Source organism: Metapseudomonas boanensis (assembly GCF_042232855.1).
Classification (GTDB): Bacteria; Pseudomonadota; Gammaproteobacteria; order Pseudomonadales; family Pseudomonadaceae; genus Metapseudomonas; species Metapseudomonas boanensis.
The window spans coordinates 5,058,276-5,082,304 of sequence record NZ_CP113889.1 but is presented as its reverse complement, the minus strand read 5'-3'; the positions used below and the strand labels follow the sequence as shown (position 1 = coordinate 5,082,304).

At 61.6% G+C, this 24,029-nt stretch carries 17 protein-coding genes and 1 pseudogene; 12 read left to right on the top strand and 6 right to left on the bottom strand.

Translation table 11 applies throughout. The features are described from left to right. Positions 1-420: 420 nt before the first annotated feature. Positions 421-1,191, top strand: coding sequence for a GntR family transcriptional regulator (locus OXH74_RS23695; protein ID WP_375739130.1), 771 nt, complete (start codon positions 421-423; stop codon positions 1,189-1,191). A gap of 469 nt (positions 1,192-1,660) precedes the next feature. Here OXH74_RS23695 and guaD read toward each other — a convergent pair whose 3' ends face one another. From guaD to OXH74_RS23670, 5 genes and pseudogenes are all read right to left on the bottom strand, one after another. After that, a complete protein-coding gene (gene guaD, locus OXH74_RS23690) occupies positions 1,661-2,968 on the bottom strand; it encodes a guanine deaminase (protein WP_375739129.1) in 1,308 nt (435 codons plus the stop codon). Between the two features lie 153 nt (positions 2,969-3,121). After that, positions 3,122-3,955: a xanthine dehydrogenase accessory protein XdhC gene (gene xdhC, locus OXH74_RS23685; RefSeq protein WP_375739128.1), complete on the bottom strand. Its 834-nt coding sequence runs from the start codon at positions 3,953-3,955 to the stop codon at positions 3,122-3,124. A gap of 257 nt (positions 3,956-4,212) precedes the next feature. Further along, complete coding sequence (gene xdhB / locus OXH74_RS23680) at positions 4,213-6,609, bottom strand: xanthine dehydrogenase molybdopterin binding subunit (RefSeq protein ID WP_375739127.1); 2,397 nt, start codon at positions 6,607-6,609, stop codon at positions 4,213-4,215. After that, positions 6,602-8,041, bottom strand: a complete 1,440-nt coding sequence (gene xdhA, locus OXH74_RS23675; RefSeq protein ID WP_375739126.1) for a xanthine dehydrogenase small subunit — start codon at positions 8,039-8,041, stop codon at positions 6,602-6,604. Before xdhA ends, xdhB begins: the two co-directional genes overlap by 8 nt. Positions 8,042-8,259: 218 nt before the next feature. Next, positions 8,260-8,528: pseudogene (locus OXH74_RS23670) on the bottom strand (hypothetical protein); the annotation flags it as partial. Between the two features lie 276 nt (positions 8,529-8,804). On the opposite strand from OXH74_RS23670, the gene OXH74_RS23665 reads away from it, so the two are divergent. The 4 genes from OXH74_RS23665 (at position 8,805) to ligA (ending at position 16,650) form a co-directional block, all read left to right on the top strand. Beyond that, entirely contained in the window at positions 8,805-9,464 is a 660-nt protein-coding gene (locus OXH74_RS23665; RefSeq protein WP_375739125.1) for a GntR family transcriptional regulator, read from the top strand. A 13-nt stretch (positions 9,465-9,477) separates the two neighbouring features. Continuing rightward, positions 9,478-12,966, top strand: coding sequence for a chromosome segregation protein SMC (gene smc, locus OXH74_RS23660; protein ID WP_375739124.1), 3,489 nt, complete (start codon positions 9,478-9,480; stop codon positions 12,964-12,966). A 216-nt stretch (positions 12,967-13,182) separates the two neighbouring features. Next, positions 13,183-14,004: a cell division protein ZipA gene (zipA, locus tag OXH74_RS23655; protein ID WP_215373089.1), complete on the top strand. Its 822-nt coding sequence runs from the start codon at positions 13,183-13,185 to the stop codon at positions 14,002-14,004. 261 nt (positions 14,005-14,265) lie between these two features. After that, positions 14,266-16,650 (top strand): NAD-dependent DNA ligase LigA, encoded by a 2,385-nt coding sequence (gene ligA / locus OXH74_RS23650; protein WP_375739123.1) that lies wholly within the window; start codon positions 14,266-14,268, stop codon positions 16,648-16,650. On the opposite strand, the gene OXH74_RS23645 is transcribed toward ligA, so the two are convergent. Continuing rightward, positions 16,647-17,519, bottom strand: coding sequence for a DNA-binding response regulator (locus OXH74_RS23645; protein WP_375739122.1), 873 nt, complete (start codon positions 17,517-17,519; stop codon positions 16,647-16,649). The genes ligA and OXH74_RS23645 overlap by 4 nt on opposite strands. Before the next feature lie 397 nt (positions 17,520-17,916). Here OXH74_RS23645 and OXH74_RS23640 point away from each other — a divergent pair, with 397 nt between their 5' ends. From OXH74_RS23640 to OXH74_RS23610, 7 genes are all read left to right on the top strand, one after another. Beyond that, complete coding sequence (locus OXH74_RS23640; RefSeq protein ID WP_375739121.1) at positions 17,917-18,114, top strand: Flp family type IVb pilin; 198 nt, start codon at positions 17,917-17,919, stop codon at positions 18,112-18,114. Positions 18,115-18,137: 23 nt separating this feature from the next. Continuing rightward, positions 18,138-18,656 carry a prepilin peptidase gene (locus tag OXH74_RS23635; RefSeq protein ID WP_375739120.1) on the top strand — a complete coding sequence of 173 codons (519 nt, stop codon included), beginning with the start codon at positions 18,138-18,140 and terminating at the stop codon, positions 18,654-18,656. Between the two features lie 15 nt (positions 18,657-18,671). Further along, the gene (locus OXH74_RS23630; RefSeq protein ID WP_375739119.1) at positions 18,672-19,994 is read left to right on the top strand and encodes an AAA family ATPase; all 1,323 of its coding nucleotides are present in this window, start codon (positions 18,672-18,674) and stop codon (positions 19,992-19,994) included. 12 nt (positions 19,995-20,006) lie between these two features. Continuing rightward, positions 20,007-20,813 (top strand): Flp pilus assembly protein CpaB, encoded by an 807-nt coding sequence (gene cpaB / locus OXH74_RS23625; RefSeq protein WP_375739118.1) that lies wholly within the window; start codon positions 20,007-20,009, stop codon positions 20,811-20,813. 67 nt (positions 20,814-20,880) lie between these two features. Further along, positions 20,881-22,389: a type II and III secretion system protein family protein gene (locus OXH74_RS23620; RefSeq protein WP_375739117.1), complete on the top strand. Its 1,509-nt coding sequence runs from the start codon at positions 20,881-20,883 to the stop codon at positions 22,387-22,389. Positions 22,390-22,404: 15 nt separating this feature from the next. After that, the gene (locus OXH74_RS23615) at positions 22,405-22,677 is read left to right on the top strand and encodes a hypothetical protein (protein WP_375739116.1); all 273 of its coding nucleotides are present in this window, start codon (positions 22,405-22,407) and stop codon (positions 22,675-22,677) included. Positions 22,678-22,687: 10 nt separating this feature from the next. Then, positions 22,688-24,025, top strand: a complete 1,338-nt coding sequence (locus OXH74_RS23610; RefSeq protein WP_375739115.1) for a pilus assembly protein TadG-related protein — start codon at positions 22,688-22,690, stop codon at positions 24,023-24,025. The last annotated feature ends 4 nt before the right edge of the window (positions 24,026-24,029 follow it).

Here is a 24,029-nt window from a genome sequence, read left to right as displayed (position 1 = left end):
TTTCTGACTTGAGGGGCAAGTTTCTGGTGAGACAATTCGCTTGCTTGCTTTGATTAAAAAGCTTTTAAAAACAATGCCTTGATGGAATGCCTGGGAAGAGAGAGGGAGTCGGAGAGGTTGTGCTACAGCATCAAATGCATGGGGCGAGACGGCGTCTTATGACAAAAAAATGTAGAACGGAGGGGGGGATTTCCCGGCCCGTTGAGGGTGCCGTGACCGTAAATGCGGGAACAGCGCCAAAAATCTGTGCAACTGGTCAGGAATGGTGCTCTTGTGGCGGTGAAACTGTGCAAGGCACTCTGATTGTGTACAATATCTGGTAAATTTTCCCTGGTTCTCCGCGCTGAATTACCCCTCAGCCTTGGTGGAGAGGGGCAAATGAACGCCCCGGTAGACCGCTGTTATCACACGCGAGCCCCCATGAACGAACAGTTGCAGCCACTCAAGAAGCAGCCGCGCATCGCCAAAAGCACTCGCAGCGGCACGCAAGACGATGTCGTCTATGCACACATTTTCGATGCCATCCTCGAACAACGCCTGGCTCCCGGCACCAAGCTCAGTGAAGAAGCCCTGGGTGAGATCTTCGGCGTAAGCCGAACCATCATCCGCCGCGCGCTTTCCCGCCTGGCCCATGAAGGCGTGGTTCTGCTCAGGCCTAACCGCGGCGCAGTGGTGGCCAGCCCCAGCGTTGAAGAAGCGCGGCAGATCTTTTACGCGCGCCGCCTGGTAGAGCGCGCGATCACCGAGCTGGCCGTCGAGCACGCTACTGTCGAGCAGTTGCAGGAGCTTCGGCAGATGGTCAACGAGGAGCAGGCCTGCTTTTCCCGCGGCGACCGTGGAGCCGGTATTCGCCTTTCGGGCGAGTTCCACCTGAAGCTCGCCGAGGCGGCGAAGAACGCTCCGCTGGTGAGCTTCCAGCGCAGCCTGGTGTCGCAAACGTCGCTGATCATTGCCCAGTACGAAAGCGGCAGCCGCTCGCACTGTTCCTTCGACGAGCACAATCGCCTGATCGACGCCATCGAATCCCGCGATGCCGAGCGCGCGGTGATGCTGATGATGCACCACATGGATCATATCGACGAGAAGCTCAACCTTGACGAAGGGGGTGCGTCGGACGATCTGCACGCGGTGTTCTCGCATCTCCTGCAGACCAAGAAGAAGCCCGGGCGCGGCGGCTCGCGCAGCGCCTGACTTGTCCCAACAACAAGCCCCGCAGATGCGGTAATTCTGTTCACATAAGAAAAAACGCCGCTTTTCCTTCAGCAGGAGAGCGGCGTTTTTGGTTTTACATCATCACGCAGTTGTTTCTGTTGGGGCGGGTATCTCTCGTAGGAGCGAGCTCTGCTCGCGAACCCGCCTCCTTCGCGAGCAGAGCTCGCTCCTACAGGGCCTTCATACGGGCTCCGAGGTGGCAGACTGCTCCGAAGGCCGGTCACGCCCCTCCTCATATGCGCTGCCGCCAATGCCTAAGTGAACAGCATTACGCAGATGCGGGCTTCTTGTTGGGCGAGCGGTTGCCAGTGCCAGAGCAGGCCTTTGGCCTGCATTGCGAATGAATTCGCCCCCGTGAAGCTTGAGCAGCCACCAGAAAAGGCTTGAGCCGCACACGTCATGTGGGTGCGAATCCATTCGCAAAGGGCCGCAAAGCGGCCCCGGCTTTTCAACCCCGCTGATGCACGCTCTGTCCCGCCGCGAAGGTTTCCTTCACGGTGCGGTCGTCGCCGAGGATGGTCAGGGCAAACAGCCTCTCCTCCAGGCTACGAGCTTGCTGCAGGCGGTAATCCAGCAGTGGCGTGGCCTTGTAGTCGAGCACCACGAAGTCCGCGTCCTTGCCAGCCTGGAAGTTGCCGATGCTGTCATCCAGGTACAGCGCGCGGGCGCCGCCGAGGGTCGCCAGGTACAGCGACTTGAAAGGATCTAGCTTCTTGCCCTGTAGCTGCATGACCTTGTAGGCCTCGTTCAGCGATTGCAGCTGGGAGAAGCTGGTGCCGGCACCGACATCGGTACCCAGGCCCACGCGTACGCCATGTTCTTCCAGCTTCTGCAGGTCGAACAGACCGCTGCCGAGGAACAGGTTGGAGGTGGGGCAGAAGGCCACGGCCGAGCCGGTTTCCGCCAGGCGCTTGCACTCTTCATCACACAGGTGCACGCCGTGGGCAAAGACCGCGCGCTGGCCGATCAGCTTGAAGTGGTCATAGACGTCCAGGTAGCCCTTGCGCTCCGGGAACAGCTCCTTGACCCACTCGATCTCCTTGCGGTTCTCGGAGAGGTGGGTGTGCATGTACAGGTCCGGGTACTCACCAAACAGCTTGCCGGCCAGTTCCAGTTGCTCGGGCGTGCTGGTGGGGGCGAAGCGCGGGGTCACCGCGTAATGCAGGCGGCCCTTGCCGTGCCAGCGCTCGATCAATTCCTTGCTGTCGGCATAGCCGGATTCGGCGGTGTCGGTCAGGTAGTCCGGCGCATTGCGATCCATCAGCACCTTGCCAGCGATCATCCGCAGGTTGAGAGATTGGGCCGCCTCGAAGAAGGCGTCCACGGACTCCTTGTGCACGGTGCCGAATACCAGGGCGGTGGTGGTGCCGTTGCGCAGCAGCTCCTTGAGGAAGATGCCGGCCACGTCGGCGGCATGTGCCTTGTCAGCGAACTGCTTTTCGGTGGGGAAGGTGTAGGTGTTCAGCCAGTCGAGAAGCTGCTCGCCGTAAGAGGCGATCATGCCGGTCTGCGGGAAATGGATGTGAGTGTCGATGAAGCCGGGGGTGATCAGCGCGTCGTGGTATTCGCGCACCTCGGTTTCTGCTGCCAGCGTCGGCAGCAGCGCCTCGGCATCACCCACGGCGGCTACGCGGCCATCCTCGACGACCAGCAGGCCATCCTCGAAATACTGATAGGACTCTTCGATGCCCACCTGTGCTGGGTCGGCAATGCTGTGCAGGATGGCGGAGCGGAAGGCGGTTACGTGACGGGTCATATCGGTCTCGTTCAGATCGTGTTCGGTTCGGCTTGTATCCCCCTCTCCCTCCGGGAGAGGGCTGGGGTGGGGGAGTGGCGCACATCTGCAGTGCGAGGCTTCCCTCATCCGGCGCTTCGCGCCACCTTCTCCCGGGGGGAGAAGGGAAAAATGTCAGGCTTGCTCGCGGCGGGAGGAGGGAGTCAGCTTGGCGACGGTCTCGCCCTTCTTCACTTCCTGGCCGAAGCTGGCGTTGTAAGTCGCGACCACCTCGCCGGCGATGGAGATGGCTATCTCCACCGGCAGTTTGCCTTTGACTTCGGCGATGCCCATAGGGCAGCGCATACGCTGCACCACGTCGGCCTGGAAGCCGCGCTCGCGCAGGCGGTGTTCGAACTTGACGCGCTTGGTTTTCGAGCCGATCAGGCCGAAGTAGGCGAAGTCATTGCGCTTGAGAATCTCGGCGGTCAGCTCGAGGTCGAGCTGATGGTTGTGGGTCATGACGATGTAGTAGCTACCCGTCGGCATGTCGGCGATTTCGTCGATCACTTCCTCGTTGACCACCTTCTCGACGCCAGCAGGAATCTGCTCGGGGAACTCGTTTTCTCGCGAGTCGATCCAGCGCACCTTGCACGGTAGGCTGGCCAGTAGAGGAACCAGGGCGCGGCCGACGTGACCAGCGCCGAACACGGCGATGTGGGCTTGTGGCTGGCCCATGGGCTCGAACAGCACCACAGTGGCGCCGCCGCAACATTGGCCCAGGCTGGCTCCCAGGCTGAAGCGCTCCAGTCGAGTGTCCTGGCGGCGGCTTTCGAGCATCTCGCGGGCGATTCCCATAGCCTTGAACTCAAGGTGGCCGCCGCCGATGGTTTCGAAAATACGATCAGCGGTGACGACCATCTTCGAGCCGGCATTACGCGGGGTTGAGCCACGTTCTTCGATGATGGTCACCAGGACGCAGGGCTCGCCGCGCTGCTGCAGGTCTGCAAGGGCACTGATCCAGCTCATTTACTCAGTCTCCAACTGTGCAGGGGCTTGGTTGAGCGCGACAGCCGCCAACCGTCCTTGGGACGGACCGGGGCCGGCAGCGTTTCCAGCAGCACGGCGTCAGTGTCGGGCTGCGTTGTCTTTGGTCGATCGGTGGGTGTTGTCATTGTTCTGCACCGTTTTTTCTCTATGTACGAGCCAGCTTGCTGGCGAATTGCGTGTCGTTGGAAGCGACACTCTCGCCAGCAAGAACTCGGCGTTCCCCTGGCTCCTACGGGTTAAGCCGGTTCGGTCTCCGCCTGGGCGGCGGCCGTGACCGGTTGCTGCAATTTCCTCATCTGTTCCACGCCCCAGAGAACGCGCTCCGGGGTCGCCGGTGCGTCGATCGCGGGCTGTGCCCGGTAATCGGCGAGGCTGGCCACTGCGTCCTTGATGGCGCACCAGACGGCGATTCCAAGCATGAACGGCGGTTCGCCCACGGCTTTGGAGTGGAACACGGTCTGCTCCGGGTTCTTGCGGTTTTCCACCAGTTTCACCCGCAGGTCGATCGGCATGTCGGCAATGGCCGGGATCTTGTAGCTCGCCGGGCCGTTGGTCATCAGCTTGCCTTTGGCGTTCCACACCAACTCTTCCATGGTCAGCCAGCCCATGCCCTGGACGAACGCGCCTTCTACCTGGCCGATGTCGATGGCCGGGTTCAGCGAGGCACCAACGTCATGCAGGATGTCGGTGCGCAGCATCTTGTACTCGCCGGTCAGGGTGTCGACTATCACTTCGGCGCAGGCGACGCCGTAGGCGAAGTAATAGAAGGGGCGGCCGCTGGCCTTGTCGCGGTCGTAGTAGATCTTCGGGGTGCGGTAGAAACCGGTGCTGGAGAGCGAGATCTGGTTGAAGTAGGCGAGTTGGATCATTTCCTCGAAGGAGAGGAACTGGTTGCGCACGCGAACCTGCTCGTTCTTGAACTCGACGTCCTCGGTCGTCACCTTGAAGTGGGTGGCGAGGAACTCCACGAGGCGTTGCTTGATGGTCTCGGCGGCGTTCTGTGCGGCCTTGCCGTTCAGGTCGGTACCGCTGGAAGCCGCGGTCGGTGACGTGTTGGGCACCTTATCGGTGTTCGTCGCGGTGATCTGGATGCGCGAGATGTCGACCTGGAACACTTCAGCCACCACCTGGGCGACTTTCGTGTTCAGCCCCTGACCCATCTCGGTGCCGCCGTGGTTCAGGTGGATGCTCCCGTCGGTGTAGATATGCACCAGTGCGCCGGCCTGGTTGAGGAAGGTAGCGGTGAAGCTGATACCGAATTTCACCGGTGTCATTGCCAGACCTTTCTTCAATACCGGGCTCTTGGCGTTGAAGACGCGAATTTCCTCACGACGTTTGGTGTAATCGCTGCTGGCCTCCAGCTCGGCGGTCATCTCGGCGAGCATGTTGTGCTCTACGGTCTGGTAGTAGTGGGTGACGTTGCGCTCGTCCTTCCCGTAGTAGTTGAGCTTGCGCACCTCCAGCGGGTCCTTGCCCAGATTGCGGGCAATGGCGTCCATGATCTCCTCGATCGCAACCATGCCCTGCGGACCACCAAAGCCCCGGTAGGCCGTGTTGGACGCAGTATTGGTCTTGCAGCGGTGGCCATTGATGGTGGCGTGTTCGAGGAAGTAGGCGTTGTCCGAGTGGAACATCGCACGGTCGACGATGGAGCCGGACAGGTCCGGGGAGTAGCCACAGTTGCCTGCCAGTTCCAGTTCGATGCCGGTCAGCAGGCCATCGTCGTCGAACCCCACGTCGTACTCGACGTAGAAGGGGTGGCGCTTGCCGGTGATGGTCATGTCTTCCATGCGCGGCAGGCGCATTTTGGTCGGGCGCTTGGTCAGATGGGCGATCACCGCGCATAGGCAAGCCGGGCCGGCGGCCTGGGTCTCCTTGCCGCCGAAGCCACCGCCCATGCGGCGCATGTCGATAACGATCTTGTGCATTGGCACGCCGAGCACCTCGGCCACCAGCTTCTGCACCTCGGTGGCATTCTGCGTGGAGGTGTAGACGATCATTCCGCCGTCCTCGGTAGGCATCACCGAGGAGATCTGGGTTTCCAGGTAGAAGTGCTCCTGGCCGCCGATGTGCAGGTTGCCTTGCAGGCGGTTCTTCGAGTTGGCCAGGGCTGTGCTGGAGTCACCGCGTTTGTGCTGGTGGCTGTCGAGCACGAAATGTTTCTTGCGCAGGGCATCGACCACGTCGAGCACCGGCTCCAGGTCTTCGTATTCGACGATGGCCGCCATGGCCGCCTTGCGTGCGGTTTCCAGGCTGTCGGCGCCCACGGCGAGAACCACCTGACCGACATACTCGACCTTACCGTCCGCCAGCAGCGGGTCGCCGGCGACTACCGGACCGATGTCCAGCTGGCCGGGAACGTCTTCAGCGGTGATGGCGATGGCGACGCCCGGGAATTGGTAGCAGGGCGTGGTGTCGATGCGCGTGATGCGCGCATGGGCGCGGTCGCTCATACGGGCGTAAACGTGCAGCTGGTTGGGGAATTCCAGGCGGTCGTCGACGTACACCGCTTCGCCGGTAACGTGCTTGGGCGCGCTTTCGTGCTTCACGCTGCGGCCGACGCCGGTGGTGATGTCAGCGCGGAACAGTTCCGCCAGTTCGGCCTGGGTCTTGATGTGGTGTTTGTTAGACATAAGCGGTCACCCGGGTCTCGACTTCTGGTGATTGCTGCTCTAGGAAGAACTTGCGCAGGAGGTTCTGCGCGGCCAGGAGACGGTATTCCTTGCTGGCGCGGAAGTCCGTCAGAGGGGTGAAGTCCTTGGCCAATGCTTCGCAGGCACGCTCGATGGTGCCCGGGTACCAGGCGGAGCCGATCAGGGACTGCTCGCAGGCGCTGGCGCGCTTGGGAATCCCGGCCATGCCTCCGAAGGCGATTCGCGCCTTGCGCACCACGCCATTCTCGATGATCAGGTTGAAGGCAGCGCAGACGGCAGAGATGTCGTCGTCCAGGCGCTTGGACACCTTGTAGGCGCGGAATGCCTGGTTCTTGCGGGCACGCGGCACGCGCACCTTCTCGATGAACTCGGCCTCCTGGCGGGCAGTGACCTTGTAGTCGAGGAAGTACTCGTCCAGTGGCAGGATGCGAGTCTGGTTGCCTTTGCGCAGGACGATCTCGGCTCCGAGCGCGATCAGCAGCGGCGGGGCATCGCCTATGGGCGATGCGTTGCCGATGTTGCCGCCCAGGGTGCCCTGGTTGCGAATCTGCAGGGAAGCGAAGCGGTGCAGCAGCTCGCCGAAGTCCGGGTATTCCCGGGCCAGGGTCTCGTAGCAGTCCGACAAAGGGGTGGCTGCGCCGATTTCGATGAAGTCAGCAGTCTCGTCGATGCGTTTCATGGCCTCGACATGGCCGACGTAGATCATCACCGGCAGCTCGCGATGGAACTGGGTGACTTCCAGGGCAAGGTCGGTGCCGCCGGCCAGCAGGCGCGCCTGTGGGTTGGCGGTGTAGAGATCGGCCAGGTCAGCGATTGTCAGTGGCACCAGGCAGCGCTTGTCGCCGCTGTTCAGTTCGGCGGTTTCGCGCGGGGCGATGGCTTTCAGCTGGGCCACGGTCTGGGCTTCAGCGGCATCGAACTGGTCCGGCTGCTTCTGGCAGCAGGCCTGTTCGGCGGCATCGATGATCGGACGGTATCCGGTGCAGCGGCATAGGTTGCCGGCCAGCGCTTCCATGGTCTGCGCCTTGTCGTAGCCGTTGCTGTTCTTCTGCAAGGCAAATAGCGACATGACGAAGCCCGGCGTGCAGAAACCGCACTGCGAGCCGTGGCAATCCACCATGGCCTGTTGCACGGAATGCAGTTGACCTTGGTGTTTGAGGTCTTCGACGGTGATGAGCTGCTTGCCGTGCAGCGAGGAGACAAAGGTCAGGCAGGAGTTGAGGGTGCGGTAGCGGACGCGATCGCCCTCCAACTCGCCGACCACCACGGTGCACGCACCGCAGTCGCCGGAGGCGCAGCCTTCTTTGGTACCGGGTTTGCCGACATGCTCACGCAAGTAGTTGAGCACCGTGACATTAGGGTCGAGGGCATGCTCGGTGCGCAGCTCCCGATTGAGTAAAAACTGGATCAAGGACGACCTCCAGGCACTTATTGTTTTTACGAGGGCTCGTATGGCGGCAAATTTAAGATTGTCTGACTTTGGGGTCAATAAATATTTGACTCTTGAGTCAGGAAATATTCATGTGTTTCAGTTATTAGCCCTACGTACCCGCTCTAGATCAAGCACAAGCGCAATTCGTGCCACCTATTTGACAGTGTAGAAACGCCAAAGCGCTCGTGCAGGGGGCTTTAGCTTGAGGGAGGCAGGGGAGGCATCAGCTGAGGGAGCGGGCAAGCCTGCTGCGATTGGGTCAGCTGGTGCCCCGCGCCGGCACAGTGGGCCCGGACCTTGGGGGCATGACGCGACGCCACGGCGGCGGAATCAGTGCGAGGACGATCATGCCCGCATAGCCATTGGGCCGCTGGGGGTTGTCTTCGAAATGCTGCAACACCTGGTAGCGCCCTTTGGCAACGACGTGGTGGTCGGAGTGGCGTTGCAGGTGGAGGAGGAGCAGGTGGGGCGGTGTACTGATGTTGGATTGTCGGACGATCATTGCGCCGGTCGACCCGTTCCGCGCTCGGTCTTCAGGTTTGAAACCTCGCGACCGGTCACCTTTAGCCCATAACACCCTGTGTTACACTTCGCCGCCTGTACGCGTTCTGCTACAGCGCCTGGCAACACCCCGCACGCTCTTGCATTCCCTGCCGGTACCCGTAGTACTGTCGGCGCTGGAGCGTTGCCGTGGAAACCCCTCGGCGCACTGTGCAGCCGTTTTCAAGTTCGAAGGAAAACCATGACGTTCAAGGCACCGGACAGCCTCGCTGAGCAGATTGCCCACCACCTGGCCGAACGCATCATTCGCGGGGAGCTGAAGGAGCGGGAGCGCATTCAGGAGCAGAAAGTCACCCAGTCGCTGAATGTCAGTCGCGGTTCGGTGCGAGAGGCGCTGCTGATCCTTGAACGCCGCCACCTGATCAATATCCTTCCGCGCCGCGGTGCTCAGGTCTCCGAGCTCACCCCGCAGCATGTGCGTAGCCTCTACACCTTGGTAATGGAGCTCTACATCCTGTTGGGCAATGCCGTGGCCGAGCGCTGGCGAGTCGAGGCCGATCTTGCGCCTTTCCTGGTCATCCAGCAGCGTCTGGCCGATAGCTTGCTGAAGCAGGACATCAATGCATTCGTCGACGCCAGTTTCTCGATCATGCAGGCCGCCTATCCTTTTGCCGACAATCCGTACTTGCAGCAGACCCTGGACAACCTGCAGCCGGCCATCAGCCGCACCTACCACATTGCCCTGGAGCGTCGTAAAGGCGAGATGGGGCAGTTCATCGAGGTGTTCGCCGAGTTGCTGCAGGCGGTGATTGCCCGCGATCCCGCCAGGATCCGTGAAGTATTGATCGGTTACGGCAAACAGAACTGCGCGCTGGTGCTCGCAGCCCTGGCCGAGCGTTGAGCAGGGCGCGCCGATGCGGTTGAAGAGCATCAAGCTGGCCGGGTTCAAGTCCTTCGTCGACCCGACGACGGTCAGCTTTCCCAGCAACATGGCGGCGGTGGTCGGCCCCAACGGCTGCGGCAAGTCGAACATCATCGACGCCGTACGTTGGGTGATGGGTGAGAGTTCGGCGAAGAACCTGCGCGGCGAGTCGATGACCGACGTCATCTTCAACGGCTCCAACACCCGCAAGCCAGTGGCCCAGGCCAGTATCGAGCTGATCTTCGACAACTCCGACAACAGCCTGGTTGGGGAATACGCGGCTTTCGCCGAGATATCCATTCGCCGCCGCGTCAGCCGCGACGGGCAGAACACCTATTTCCTCAACGGCACCAAGTGCCGTCGTCGTGACATCACCGACATCTTTCTCGGCACTGGCCTCGGGCCGCGCAGCTATTCGATCATCGAGCAGGGCATGATCTCCAAGCTGATCGAGGCCAAGCCCGAGGACCTGCGCAACTTTATCGAGGAAGCCGCCGGCATCTCCAAGTACAAGGAGCGCCGCCGCGAAACCGAGAGCCGCATCCGCCGCACCCAGGAAAACCTGGCACGCCTGTCTGACCTGCGTGAAGAGCTCGAACGCCAGCTCGAGCGCCTGCACCGCCAGGCGCAGTCCGCCGAGAAGTACCAGGAATACAAGGCTGAGGAGCGCCAGCTCAAGGCCCAACTCGCCGCACTGAAGTGGCGTGCGCTGAATGAGCAGGTCGGTCAGCGCGAAGCGGTGATCGGCAACCAGGAGGTCAGTTTCGAGGCCCTGGTGGCCGAGCAGCGCAATGCCGATGCCAGCATCGAGCGCCTGCGTGACGGCCACCATGAATTGTCCGAGCGCTTCAACCAGGTGCAGGGTCGCTTCTATTCCGTGGGCGGCGATATTGCCCGCGTCGAGCAGAGTATCCAGCACGGCCAGCAGCGGCTTCGCCAGTTGCAGGATGACCTGCGTGATGCCGAGCGCTCGCGCCAGGAAACCGAATCCCATCTCGGGCACGATCGTACCTTGCTGGCCACACTCAGCGAAGAGTTGGACATGCTCGGCCCCGAGCAGGAAATGAGCGCCGCCGCTGCTGAAGAAGCCACGGCCCAGCTCGAAGAGGCTGAAGGCGGCATGCACGCCTGGCAGGAGCAGTGGGATGGGTTCAACCAGCGCAGCGCCGAGCCGCGCCGTCAGGCGGAAGTGCAACAGTCGCGGATCCAGCAGCTCGAGCAGAGCCTGGAACGCCTGCACGAACGCGGACGTAGGCTCAACGAGGAGCGTGCCCAACTGGCCGCCGACCCGGAAGATGCCGCAGCACTTGATCTCAGCGAACAACTGGCCGTCAGCGAAATGCGTCTGGAGGAGCTGCAGGTCGCCGAGTTGGCACTGGTGGAGCAACTCGAAACGTTACGCGAAGAGCTGCAACAGGCCAGCCAGTCTCAACAGCAGGCCCAAGGCGAGCTGCAACGTCTGAATGGGCGCATTGCGTCTCTGGAGGCGCTGCAGCAGGCCGCACTGAATCCCGGCACGGGCGCTGCCGAATGGCTGCGTGATCAACAACTGGCTGAGCGACCGCGCTTGGCGGAAGGTCTGCGCGTCGAGCAGGGCTGGGAGCTGGCGGTGGAAACGGTGCTGGGCGCCGATCTGCAAGCGGTACTGCTGGACGACTTCGCTGGCCTCGACCTGAGCGGGTTCAGCCAGGGTGAGCTGCGCCTGGTGAACGCCGCACATAGCGGAGCTAGAGCGCCTGGAACGTTGCTGGACAAGGTGGAAGCGCCGATCGACCTGGCACCCTGGTTGGCCAAGGTCATTCCGGTGGAGAGCCTGGACCAGGCATTGGCCCAGCGCGCGAGTCTGGGGGAGGGCGCAAGCCTGATCAGCCGCGATGGCTATTGGGTTGGCCGCCACTTCCTCCGCGTGCGCCGTGCCAGCGAGGCCGAGAGCGGGTTGCTGGCGCGCGGGCAAGAGTTGGAGCGCCTGCAGGCCGAGCGCGAGGAGCGCGAGGCTTCGCTGGAGCTGCTTGAAGAGCGCCTGCAACAATTGCGCGACAGTCAGCGCCAGCAAGAGGAATCCCGCGAGCAGCAACGCCGTCTGTTGCAGGAAGAATCCCGTAGCCAGGGTGAGCTCAAGGCGCAACTTTCTGCCCAGCAAGCCAAGATCGAGCAGCTGACGCTGCGTCGGCGTCGCCTCGAGGATGAGCTGCGCGAACTGGATGAGCAGCGCGCCCTCGAACACGAGCAGTTGGGCGAAGCGCGCCTGACCCTGCAAGACGCCCTGGATGCCATGGCCAGCGACACCGAGCAGCGCGAGCAGCTATTGGCGCAGCGTGACGGCCTTCGCGAACGGCTTGATCGCATCCGTCAGGAAGCTCGGCAGCACAAGGATCATGCCCACCAGTTGGCCGTGCGAGTCGGCTCGCTGAAGGCGCAGCACGATTCCACTCGTCAGGCCCTGGAGCGCCTCGCCCTGCAGTTCGAGCGTCTCAACGAGCGCCGCGAGCAGCTCAGCCTCAACCTGGAGGAGGGCGCCGCACCGCTCGAAGAGCTGCGCATGAAGCTGGAAGAGCTGCTGGAAAAACGCATGAGCGTCGAAGAGGAATTGAAGCAGGCGAGATTGACGCTGGAAGATGCCGACCGCGAACTGCGCGATGCCGAGAAACGCCGCTCCCAGGCCGAGCAGCAATCGCAGCTCTTGCGTGGCCAGCTGGAGCAGCAGCGTCTCGAATGGCAGGCCCTGAGCGTGCGCCGCAAGGCCTTGCAGGACCAGCTTCACGAAGATGGCTACGACCTGCACGGCGTGCTCGCCACCTTACCCGGTGAGGCTACCGAGGCCGGTTGGGAAGAAGAGCTGGAGCGCCTTGCTGCGCGCATCCAGCGTCTGGGGCCGATAAACCTGGCGGCGATCGACGAGTACCAACAACAATCCGAGCGTAAACGCTACCTGGACGCGCAGAACGATGACCTGGTGGAGGCGTTGGAGACGCTGGAAAATGTCATCCGCAAGATCGACAAGGAAACCCGCAACCGCTTCAAGGAAACCTTCGACCAGATCAACGCTGGCCTCCAGGCGTTGTTCCCCAAGGTTTTCGGCGGCGGGCATGCCTATCTGGAACTGACCGGCGAAGACCTGCTGGATACAGGCGTCGCTATCATGGCGCGCCCGCCGGGCAAGAAAAACAGCACCATCCATCTCCTCTCCGGTGGCGAGAAGGCGCTGACGGCGCTGGCGTTGGTCTTCGCCATCTTCCAGCTCAATCCGGCACCCTTCTGCATGCTGGATGAAGTGGATGCCCCGTTGGATGACGCCAACGTCGGTCGTTATGCAAGGTTGGTGAAGGAGATGTCGGAGAAAGTGCAATTCATCTATATCACCCACAACAAGATCGCCATGGAAATGGCTGACCAGTTGATGGGCGTGACCATGCACGAGCCGGGTTGCTCGCGCCTGGTGGCGGTGGACGTGGAGGAGGCCTTGTCGTTGGTCGAAGCCTGATCGGCAGGTGTGTAGGTTCTTCGGGACAAATTCACCCATCGAGCCGTGTAGGGCCCTATCAGAGGTTTCTCTGCTGGGCTGGCCGTGCTAGCTTAATGCCCAAATTTGTTGCACGTGGAAAACGCCATTCAGAACATGGAGTTGGGCGCCACGTTTCAGGGGACGGGATGTCCTTTCTTTACCTTTTGTCATTTTTACCAGGGGATACAGGACTACATGGATATCGGTCTGCGCGAGTGGCTGATCGTCATTGGCATCATCGTAATTGCCGGCATTCTGTTCGATGGCTGGCGCCGCATGAGCGGCGGCAAAGGCAAGCTCAAGTTCAAACTGGACCGCAGCTTGTCCAATGCCCCGGATGACGAAGAAGATCCAAACCTGCTGGGCCCGGTGCGGGTCAAGGACAAGCAGCATCAAGAACCATCGCTCGACGAGGAGGACCTGCCGTCGCTGAGTGCGCGCGATCTCAACAAGCGTCGTGGCGAGCCGCAGCAAGGCGACCTTAACCTCGACGAGCCAGTGCCGACCCTGCTGACGCCCGTCGATGAGGGCAAGAAGAACGGCAAGTCGCATCCCAAGGCCCAGCCTGAAGCCCAAGACGTGCCAGTCGAAGAAGTGCTGGTGATCAACGTGGTCGCCCGCGACGTCGATGGCTTCAAGGGCCCGGCTCTGCTGCAGAACATCCTGGAAAGTGGCCTGCGCTTTGGTTCGATGGACATCTTCCATCGTCACGAAAGCATGGCGGGTAATGGCGAGGTGCTTTTCTCCATGGCCAATGGTGTCAAGCCGGGTACCTTCGACCTGGACGACATTGACCACTTCAGCACCCGCGCCGTCAGCTTCTTCCTCGGCCTGCCTGGCCCTCGTCATCCGAAGCAGGCCTTCGATGTGATGGTGGCCGCTGCCCGCAAGCTGTCCCAGGAACTGAATGGCGAGCTGAAGGACGACCAACGTAGCGTGATGACTGCGCAAACCATCGAGCATTACCGCCAGCGCATCGTCGAGTTCGAGCGCAAGCACCTGACCCAGAAACGCTGAGCACGCGCCAGTGACCAAAAGAGCAGCCCCGGCTGCTCTTTTCGTTTGGCTATGCCGGCACTAAGCGTTGTCTCCGACTGAGTTCCTAGTAGGAGCCTGCTTGCTGGCGAATGTCTGAGCTCCTTGTAGGAGCCAGCTTGCTGGCGAATGTCGCGGATTCGCGAGCAAGCTCGCTCCTACGGCGCGCTCCGTTTGACGCCTCTGACCTGGCAACAGCTAACGTTGACATAGCCTTTTGTTTCAAGAGAAAGAGCCAGAACCATGACCGACGCCCAGACTGCCGCCCAGCGCATTTTCCATTTGCGCGCCGAACTGGATGAGCACAACTACCGCTACTACGTACTGGACCAGCCGAGCGTTCCGGACATCGAGTACGACCGCCTGTTCCGTGAGCTGCAGGCCCTGGAGGCGGAGCATCCCGAGCTGGTGACCCCCGAATCCCCGACCCAGCGGGTCAGCGGCGCTGCCTTGGCAGCATTCGGCGAAGTGCGTCATGAGGTACCGATGCTAAGCCTCGGCAACGCCTTCGAAGAGCAGGACCTCCTGGACTTCGACCGGCGCGTGCGGGAGGGGCTGGGGGACCTGCTGCCGGCCGGCGACCTGTTTGGCGGCGGCGTCGACGTGGAATACACCTGCGAGCCGAAGCTGGATGGCCTTGCCGTCAGCCTGCTTTACGAAAATGGCCTGTTGGTGCGAGGGGCCACTCGTGGCGATGGCACGACGGGCGAGGACATCAGCAGCAACGTCCGGACCATTCGCAATGTGCCGCTCAAGCTCCAGGGCGAGGGCTGGCCGGTGGTGCTGGAGGTTCGTGGCGAGGTATTCATGTCCCGCGCCGGCTTTGATGCGCTGAACGCCCGCGCCGCGGAAAGCGGCGGCAAGACCTTTGCCAACCCGCGCAACGCGGCTGCCGGCAGCCTGCGCCAGCTGGATGCGAAGATAACCGCCAGCCGCCCGCTGGAGTTCTGCGCCTACGGCATTGGCCGTGTAGATGGCGAATTGCCTGGCAACCAGTACGAAGTTCTTCAAACGCTCAAGACCTGGGGCATGCCCATTAGCCGAGAGTTGAAGCTGGCCAAAGGCGCGACGGGTTGCCGCGAGTATTACCAGGCTATCGGCGAGCGTCGCGATAGCCTCGCCTACGAGATCGACGGCGTGGTCTTCAAGGTCAACAACCTGGCCTGGCAGCGCGAGCTGGGCTTCCGCGCCCGTGAGCCTCGCTGGGCCATTGCCCACAAGTTTCCGGCGCGCGAGGAACTCACCGAGTTGCTGGACGTTGAGTTCCAGGTGGGCCGCACTGGCGCGGTGACCCCGGTTGCACGTCTCAAACCCGTCCAGGTGGCAGGCGTGACCGTCTCCAACGCCACGTTGCACAACATGGACGAAGTAGCCCGCCTGGGCCTGATGATCGGTGACACCGTGATCATTCGTCGTGCTGGCGATGTGATTCCGCAGGTCATGCAGGTGGTGGCTGAGCGTCGCCCCGCAGGCGCGCGCCCCGTGCATATCCCCGAACACTGCCCGGTGTGCGGGTCGGCAGTGGAGCGGACCCAACTGGTCAAGCGTGGCAAGGGCAAGGAAACCGTCAGTGAGGGCGCGGTGTACCGTTGTGTCGGTCGCCTGGCCTGTGGAGCCCAACTAAAGCAGGCGATCATCCACTTCGCCTCGCGTCGTGCCCTGGATATCGAAGGCTTGGGCGACAAGATCGTCGAGCAGCTGGTGGATGCTGGATTGGTTGCTTCGCCAGCCGACCTTTACACCCTGACCTATGACCAGGTCGTGGTACTTGAGGGTTTCGCCGACCTCTCGACTCGGAACCTGCTTGGCGCGATAGCAGACAGCCGCACGCCGGCCCTGGCGCGCTTCATCTACGCACTTGGCATTCCTGACGTGGGTGAGGAAACCGCCAAGCTCCTGGCGCGTGCCCTGGGCTCGCTCGAGCGCATCCAGCGTGCCTTGCCGGAAGTGCTCACCTACCTGCCGGATGTGGGGTTGGAAGTGGCCCACGAGATTCACAGTTTCTTCGCCGACGAGCACAACCAGCAGGTCATTCGCGACCTGTTGGCGCGAGGCGTGACCTTGCAGGACGAGGGTGATGTGTCGGCCGAATTTGCGGCTTGCACAACGTTGGCGGGATTCATCGACAAGCTGAATATCCCGGGCATCGCGGCCACTGGCGCGAAGAACCTGGCGGACAAGGGTGGCAGCCTCGATGGCGTGATTGCGCTGAGCCGGGACTGGCTGGAGCTGAGCGTGATGAAGGGGCTGAACGAGAAGGCCAAGCAGGCGCTGCGCGAGTTCTTCAGTGATGCTGGAAACATCGAGCGGGCCAGGGCCATCGACGTGCAGCTACGCGACTTCGGCATGCATTGGGAGAGCGAAAAGAAGATCGTGGAAGGGTTGCCACTCGCCGGCCAGACCTGGGTGCTGACCGGTACCCTGGAGACCATGAGCCGTGATCTGGCCAAAGAGAAGCTGGAAGCCTTGGGCGCCAAAGTGGCCGGCTCGGTTTCCGCGCGCACTCACTGTGTGGTTGCGGGCCCCGGGGCTGGCTCCAAGCTGGCCAAGGCCAGCGAACTGGGCGTCAAGGTACTGGATGAGGCCGGGTTGATTGCCCGGCTGGCAGACCTGGGCGGAGGCCGTTAGGCCGTGATGCTCTTGATCACCTGTTCCAGCTTCGCAGCGGTGGCATCATCGAGTACCTCGCTCTCGCTTTCTTCCTGACGCAGGCGTTGCCGGAACTCGCTGGGCGTGCAGCCGGCAAACTGCTTGAAGGCGCGGGCGAAGTAGGACGGATCCTTGAATCCTGCCTCGTAGCCGATGCTGGTGACGGGCATCTGGCTGTTCGCCAGCAGGTCCTTGGCGAACTCCATGCGCTTGCCGAGGACGTATTCCATGAAGCCGACGCCGTTGACCTCCTTGAACAGGCGGCTGAAGCGAAAGGGCGTCATGCCGCAACGTCGGGCCAGTTCCTTCTGGTCGATGCTCTCGCGAAAGTTCTGGTCGATGTACGGCATGATCCTGCCCAGCGCCTTGTGCTTCTGATGGTTCGACGTCAGGCGGATGCTGCCCGGCAGGGAAGGGTTGTGGTCAACCAGTGGCTTCCTGCCCAGGCTGGGAACGTCCCGCCGTACTTCGCGAAGTTGCCGAAGCGAATGGAGATAGCGGCTTTTATCCTCGCCGGCGAGCGGCAGCACCATGTATTCCCATACCCTGGCGCGCATGGCCCACACGGCGAGCTCTTCGGAGTGCTGCACGGTGAACATGGTGATCGGGATCGATGGGTTTGTCCGCTTGATTTCCAGCAGAAGGTTCAGGCCGTTCGCGTCGGGCTTGTCGAAGTGGATGCAAAGCATGTCCACCTGCCTGGAGCCTTCCCAGCCAGCAGGTAGCGAAACGTCGCCCCGCCTGCATTCGCAGTAATCCTCGAACTGCTGCATGAGCTTGTGTGTTGACTTATCGCGCGTCAGGTCAAGCCAAAGCAAGATTGGTCTACCGGCTGAGTAGGACTGCATGATCGAACCCTGCACTCGTTATTGTCCCTTCCCCGAGATGCAGTATTGCCACTGTGCCACCAGTGTAAAGAACGAACCCTTATTGTCCGTCAGGTTTCCCTGCACATTCTGTTCTAGCCAGGCCCGGGACCCCCATTTCTAGGGGATTTCCGCACGACCACTCCGTTCGTCGCCCGACCAATCACCTTGGTTCTTTTTATGCAGGGTGCCACGCCTGCCCAGACCGCATCCGGCCTGACTTCCATTGATTTCCGCTCCGTTGTAATCCGCAAAAAAGTCCTATCGATCCGCAAAAAACTCCTAACCGCTGATTTTGGGCAGGTCTAGGGTCCATCACAGGCGGGGCGAGCAGTGCCGCTGAATCCTTGCAAAGACAAACGTGAGTGAGGTGGGCGAAATGACTTTTGAAGCAATCAAACAATCGGTGATGAAATTTGTGAAAGACGAAGATGGACTGACCATCGTCGAGTACGCCGTAGCAGGTGGCCTGGTGACCCTGGGCGCTGTTGCCGCATTCATCACCCTCGGTGAAAACGTAGCTGAGCAGATTACCTGTCTGGGCAACGCTGTCATGGGCGACGATTGCGCCCCGTGATACCTGTCTAGAGAGGCGCAGCGATGTCCATAGAGCAAATGTACCCCGTCATTCTGCTGCTAGGGCTGCTGGTGATTGCGGTGGTGAGCGATCTTCGCCGCCACCGCATCCCGAACCTCCTGGTGTTGACGGGGATCGTATTGGGGCTCGGCAGCCAGTTTCATTCCCTTGGGTTGAGCGGGGTGAGCATAGGTTTGCTGGGCATGCTGACCGGCTTCGTCCTCTTTCTCCCCCTCTACATCCTGGGGGGCATGGCGGCCGGTGACGTCAAGCTGATGGCTATGGTCGGCAGCTTCTTCCTCTACCAGGATGCCGCATGGATCGCCTTCTACAGCCTGATTGCCGGCGGCATTTGCGGATTCCTGATCGTGCTTTTCCGTGGGCAGATGTTCCAGACCCTTGGGCGGTATGGGTTGATGCTGAGGACTCGCACTTACCTGGCGCCTGCATCTGACGAGGCTGCAGGCAAGCCGTTCCCTTACTCGGTCGCAATCCTGCTCGGATCCTTGACCGGTATTTTCTGGCAGCCATTGGGGCTTTGAGCCAGGAGGCGAATCATGTATGCGATCAGCGACAGCGATGCCTTCCCCAACGAGAGGGAGTCGGTGCAGCGCTTGGCTCCGCAACCGCGCACCGTCCGAGATACCGGCCTCGCCGATAATTTCCTGGGCGATCTGGTGTGCAAGCACTTGCATGATGCCGGTGTACTCGACATGTCGCGCCTGGTGGAGCGCCTGGCGTTACCAGGGACGGTACTGGAGGAAATCCTCGCTTTCCTGCGCAAGGATGGGCGCATCGAAGTGCTTGGCCAGACGGGTGGTCAATCCATGCGCTACGGTCTGACCGAGCGTGGTCGCGGTGCCGCTCGTGATGCACTTGGGCGCAGCGGTTATATCGGTGCCGCACCGTTTCCGGTGAGCGCCTATCGCTCGCTGCTCAAGGTGCAGACCATTCACCACGGAAGGGTCACTGCACGAGACATGCATTCGGCTTTCCAGGGTGTGGTGCTGGCCGACAGCATGCTGGACAAGCTGGGGGTCGCCCTCAACTCAGGCCGCGCCATCATGATCTACGGGCCGGCAGGTACCGGCAAGACCTATATCAGCAGTCGGCTGATCCGCCTGTTCGCCGAAGCCATCTGGGTCCCCCATGCCATCGCTGTCAATGAGGCGGTGATCGAGGTCTATGACCCGCAGGTTCACCAGCGCCTGGATGACAACCCGCAGCAGAACAAGTTGCTGCTGGACGAGGGAATCGACCGGCGTCTGGTCTGCTGCAAACGGCCCATCGTGATCACCGGCGGTGAGCTCAGCATGGAGCAACTGGATATTCGCTACGACCCGTCTTCGCGGCTCTACCAGGCGCCCCTGCAGCTCAAGGCCAGCAATGGCCTGTTCATCATCGACGACATGGGGCGTCAGCGCATGGCGCCGGCCCAGCTGCTCAACCGCTGGATCGTCCCGATGGAGGAGAAGCGCGACTTCCTCAATCTGGGGGGCGGGCGCCATTGCGAGCTGCCCTTTGACCTGGTCCTGGTGTTCTCCACCAACCTGAACCCACTGGAGCTAGCCGATGAGGCCTTCCTGCGGCGCATTGGCTACAAGCTGCACTTCAACTACCTGCAGCCGGAAGAGTACGAACGCATCTGGCGCCAGGAAACCGAGCGTCTGGGCATCCCCTTCGACCCAGTCCTGTTGCGTTATGTGCTGATGGGGCTCTATGAACCTCAAGGCATGCCATTAGTGCCTTGCCACCCACGGGACCTGCTCGGGATGGCGCTGGATCGCCAGCGCTACCTGGACGATTCCGGCCCGCTGTCACCCCGTGAGCTGGAATGGGCCTGGCAGAACTACTTCGTCCAGCTCGATTCGCTTGGCTGAGGAGATCTAGACATGAGTGCGCGTACCTTGACCCTCGTTGCCCTGTCCCTGGTTCTTGGCCTGGGCGCCGCCTGGATGGCCAACAATTGGCTGAGCGCCAAGCTCAATGCCACACCGGATGACAACCTTCAGGCCGTGGTCGTCGCCACGGTGGAAATTCCCTTCGGGCAGATGGTCGAGGCCCAACAAGTGACCCTGGTACGCATGCCCAAGGGCACGGTGCCGGATGATGCCTTCGACTCCACTGAAAAGGTGGTCGGCAAGATTGCCACCTTCTCCATGCTGCGCGGGGACATCGTGCGCGGGGCCCGGTTGGCTGAACACCTCGGGGGTAGCACCCTGGCTTCGCTGATCGCGTCTGACAAGCGCGCGGTGTCGGTGCGGGTTGATGACGTGGTGGGAGTCGGCGGATTCCTGCTGCCAGGCAATCGGGTTGACGTGCTGGCCACCAAGAAAATTGGTGGCAACAACTCGGATGCCGAGTCCAAGACCATTCTCGAAGACCTGCGCGTGCTGGCTGTAGACCAGACCGCCAGCACCGACAAGACCCAGCCGGTGGTGGTTCGCGCTGTGACCTTGGAAATGACCCCCAAAGAGGCAGAGGTTCTGGTCAAGGCCATGACTGAGGGGAAGCTGCAGTTAGCCCTGCGCAATCCGCTGGATGATCAGAAGAAACCGGAACAGCCGGCCGTTGCAGCTGTAGAGAAGCCGGTACCTGCGGTCGTGGCACCCAAGCCGGTCGTGCGGCGCAGCGGCGGGGTAGGGGGCGTGACCATCATTCGTGGCACCGAAGTGAATACCGTGAAGGCTCAGCTTTAGGTCTACCTTGTTTGGAGTCGGACATCCGGCTGCCCAGGGCAGTGACCAGTGACACAAGGAGAGGGATATGCGAAGCATTCGGAAAGTTGGTTCTGTTGCGGTGTTCCTGCTGGCCTGGGCGATGCATCCGGCTCCTTTGATCGCTGCCGAGTCGGGCCCGGTGGTATCCGCGATGCCGGCGGCCAATACCAGCAGTATCCAGGTGCCTATCTACAAGTCGCGAGTGCTTCACACGCGTGCGCCGGTCAAGCGGATCTCGGTAGGCAACCCGGAAATTGCTGACATCCTGATTACCACCCCTACCCAGCTCTACCTGCTGGGGCGCTCATTGGGTAGCACCAACGTCCTGCTGTGGGACGGCAGTAACCGACTGATCGACAGCCTTGACCTGGACGTGGTGCATGACCTCAGTGGCCTGAAGGACAAGCTCCATCAGCTGATGCCCAACGAGCGCATCGAGGTGTTCAGTGCCCAGGGCTCCCTGGTCCTTCGTGGCCAAGTCTCCAGCGCAGCGGTGATGGACACTGCAGTCAAGGTGGCCAAGACCTATGCCGCGCAAACCGCCAGCGTGGTGCAAGGGGAGGGCTCAGAGGCCAAGGCGACGCCGGCCCAAACCTTGGATGTGATCAATCTGCTCAGTGTCGGCGGCACCCAGCAGGTGATGCTTGAGGTCAAGGTGGCGGAGATGCAGCGCAGCCTGTTCAAGAGCATTGATGTTCGCTTCAACGCCCTGGACTTTGGCTCGTCCAGCCGCTGGTCCACTGGCGGCTTCAATAATGGAGACGGTCTGGGCTTCGATGCTGATGGCAATGTCAACCCGACGACTCTCTTCGGGAATGGTAAAGGGTTCCTGGCCCAGTTCCTGTCGGACGAGTTCCTCTTCAACGTGGTGCTGGAAGCGGCCAAGGACAATGGATCGGCCAAGGTCCTGGCGGAACCTACCCTGACCACCTTGAGCGGGCAGCAGGCCGAGTTCATCTCCGGCGGCGAGTTCCCGGTACCGATCACCGAGGATGATGGCATCACTATCGAGTTCAAGGAGTTCGGGGTGGGCGTGAAGTTCCTTCCAGTGGTGCTGGATGCCGGACGCATCAATCTCAACCTCAATGTCTCGGTCAGTGAGCTGTCGAATGCCAACTCACTGGTGCTGGATACCGGCCTGGACAGCGTCCTGGGCGATGGCGTCGCTCAGATCATCCCGTCGCTGACCAAGCGCAGCGCCCAGTCCACTGTCGAGCTTGGCAATGGCCAGACCATCGCCATCGCCGGCTTGATCAGCGAGAACACCCGCGATTTCGTCAGCCGCTTCCCGGGGCTTGGTGACCTGCCGGTGCTGGGACATCTGTTCCGCAGCCAGCAGTTCCAGAATGGCGAGACCGAGCTGGTGATCCTGGTGACCCCTCACCTGGCCAAGCCAGTAGACGCCAAGGCTGTGCGCCTGCCTACCGAGAAGTTCGTCGAGCCGAGTGATGTGGATTTCTACCTGCTCGGCAAGACCAAGGGCCGCGAGGCTGGGCGTCCGGTGCCAGTCAGTCTCGGCGTCAGCGAAGGCCAGTTCGGCCATGACCTCAACTAGCTGGAGACCACGAGCATGAAAGGCATCATTCCCCTGTGTTTGCTGGTCGCCGGGCTGTCCGGGTGCATGACCTATGAAGAGGGCCGCGTAGGGACGCTGGGTTACAGCGTCTACCAGACCACCTACCAGCAGATTGCTGATAAGGAGCGGGCGGCCAATCCGGGAACGGAAGTTTCTCCAGATGGCGTCGATGGTCCGCTCACGGAGCGAGTCATGGACGGCTATCGGGGTGTGACTGGCGATGCCGAGCAGGTCGGGCAGCCGATTCAGATCAACATTGAAAACTGAGGAGCAGGTCATGAAGCCGCGTATCCCCAGGTCGTTCTCTTCTCCGCCGAGGCGCCAACGGGGTGCAGTGCTGGTGCTGGTGGTCATTGCCTTGCTCGCCATGCTGGCCATGGCGGCGCTGGCGCTGGATGGCAGCCACATGCTGCTCAACAAGACACGCCTGCAGAATGCGGTGGATGCGGCAGCCTTGAGTGGCGCCAAGACCCTGCAGCAAGTGATGGGATCGGGTAATGCCTCAACCTTGGCGCGGGATGCAGCACTGGCGACGCTGAGCCTCAATGCATCGGCACCGGGCAACGGCGAGCTGGCTACGGCCATGGCGGGTAATGCCGGATTCGCTGTGGTTGAGCTGTCCAACAGCGTTTACGGCCCGTTCGTTTTTCCGGGGCCGGCCGACGCCAGGTACGTCAGGGTGTCGGTGCCGGATTACCCGCTCGCTGGATTTTTCTGGGGAATCCTAGGTGCCATCGGTGATGGCGACACCCCGGACAAAGCTGTGGCTGCTATCGCCACGGCCGGCCCCAGCCCAACCAGCCCATGCGATATCGCGCCCCTCATGGTTTGTGGCGAACCCGACCAGTACGACCCAGAAACCGGCATGTTCTGGGGCTATCAGTTCGGTGACCTGGAGGTGCTGAAGAGTGCGGCTGGTAACGCGCCTGCGATTGGCCCTGGTAACTTTCAGCTGATTCGGCTGGGGAGTAATACCGGTGCTGCAGATATCCGCAATGCCCTGGCTGGTGGCATCGACCAGTGCAACACCGTCGGTGACGAGGTGGAAACCGAGCCCGGCAACTCGGTGGGCCCAGTCGCTCAAGGGATCAATACGCGCTTCGGGCAATACACCGGGCCGATGGCCAATAGCTCCGGCTCCTATCCGCCAGACCTGGTGACCAGCTTCAGCAATCCGAAGATGACCTACAACGACAGCGTTTCACCTGCTCGAGTGGAATACCAGGGGCAGGTCGTGACCTCGAACGGCGGAGACCTTTCTACCGCGAACACCGCCCTGCTGGACTACAACGACTGGCGCCAGGCTGTTGGCAACTGCCCCAACGGGTGCGAATCCAACGGTGTCTTCGAGCGGCGGATGATGAAGATTGTGGTGGGCAACTGTGACGGTGAATCGGGTGGCCAGACGTCTGTACCCGTGCTCGGATTCGCCTGCTTCTTTCTGTTGCAGACGGTCGCCCAGCAGGGCAACGAGGCACAGATCTTCGGCCAGTTCGTCAAAGAGTGCGAAGGGGATAACGTGCCTGGGCCGACACCGGAAGACGATGTTGGGCCGGTCGTCATCCAGCTGTACAAAACCTATCTTGATCCCAGCACTGTGAGTAAAGACTCCTAGGGGG

What these genes read in the sequence shown, in the direction of transcription:
- OXH74_RS23640 (WP_375739121.1), top strand. Translation starts at nt 17,917, where the DNA reads ATGACTTTTGAAGCAATCAAACAATCGGTGATGAAATTTGTGAAAGAC.
- OXH74_RS23695 (WP_375739130.1), top strand. Translation starts at nt 421, where the DNA reads ATGAACGAACAGTTGCAGCCACTCAAGAAGCAGCCGCGCATCGCCAAA.
- ligA (WP_375739123.1), top strand. Translation starts at nt 14,266, where the DNA reads ATGACCGACGCCCAGACTGCCGCCCAGCGCATTTTCCATTTGCGCGCC.
- xdhC (WP_375739128.1), bottom strand. Translation starts at nt 3,955, where the DNA reads ATGAGCTGGATCAGTGCCCTTGCAGACCTGCAGCAGCGCGGCGAGCCC.
- OXH74_RS23615 (WP_375739116.1), top strand. Translation starts at nt 22,405, where the DNA reads ATGAAAGGCATCATTCCCCTGTGTTTGCTGGTCGCCGGGCTGTCCGGG.
- OXH74_RS23620 (WP_375739117.1), top strand. Translation starts at nt 20,881, where the DNA reads ATGCGAAGCATTCGGAAAGTTGGTTCTGTTGCGGTGTTCCTGCTGGCC.
- cpaB (WP_375739118.1), top strand. Translation starts at nt 20,007, where the DNA reads ATGAGTGCGCGTACCTTGACCCTCGTTGCCCTGTCCCTGGTTCTTGGC.
- OXH74_RS23630 (WP_375739119.1), top strand. Translation starts at nt 18,672, where the DNA reads ATGTATGCGATCAGCGACAGCGATGCCTTCCCCAACGAGAGGGAGTCG.
- xdhB (WP_375739127.1), bottom strand. Translation starts at nt 6,609, where the DNA reads ATGTCTAACAAACACCACATCAAGACCCAGGCCGAACTGGCGGAACTG.
- guaD (WP_375739129.1), bottom strand. Translation starts at nt 2,968, where the DNA reads ATGACCCGTCACGTAACCGCCTTCCGCTCCGCCATCCTGCACAGCATT.
- smc (WP_375739124.1), top strand. Translation starts at nt 9,478, where the DNA reads ATGCGGTTGAAGAGCATCAAGCTGGCCGGGTTCAAGTCCTTCGTCGAC.
- OXH74_RS23610 (WP_375739115.1), top strand. Translation starts at nt 22,688, where the DNA reads ATGAAGCCGCGTATCCCCAGGTCGTTCTCTTCTCCGCCGAGGCGCCAA.
- zipA (WP_215373089.1), top strand. Translation starts at nt 13,183, where the DNA reads ATGGATATCGGTCTGCGCGAGTGGCTGATCGTCATTGGCATCATCGTA.
- OXH74_RS23645 (WP_375739122.1), bottom strand. Translation starts at nt 17,519, where the DNA reads ATGCAGTCCTACTCAGCCGGTAGACCAATCTTGCTTTGGCTTGACCTG.
- OXH74_RS23635 (WP_375739120.1), top strand. Translation starts at nt 18,138, where the DNA reads ATGTCCATAGAGCAAATGTACCCCGTCATTCTGCTGCTAGGGCTGCTG.
- OXH74_RS23665 (WP_375739125.1), top strand. Translation starts at nt 8,805, where the DNA reads ATGACGTTCAAGGCACCGGACAGCCTCGCTGAGCAGATTGCCCACCAC.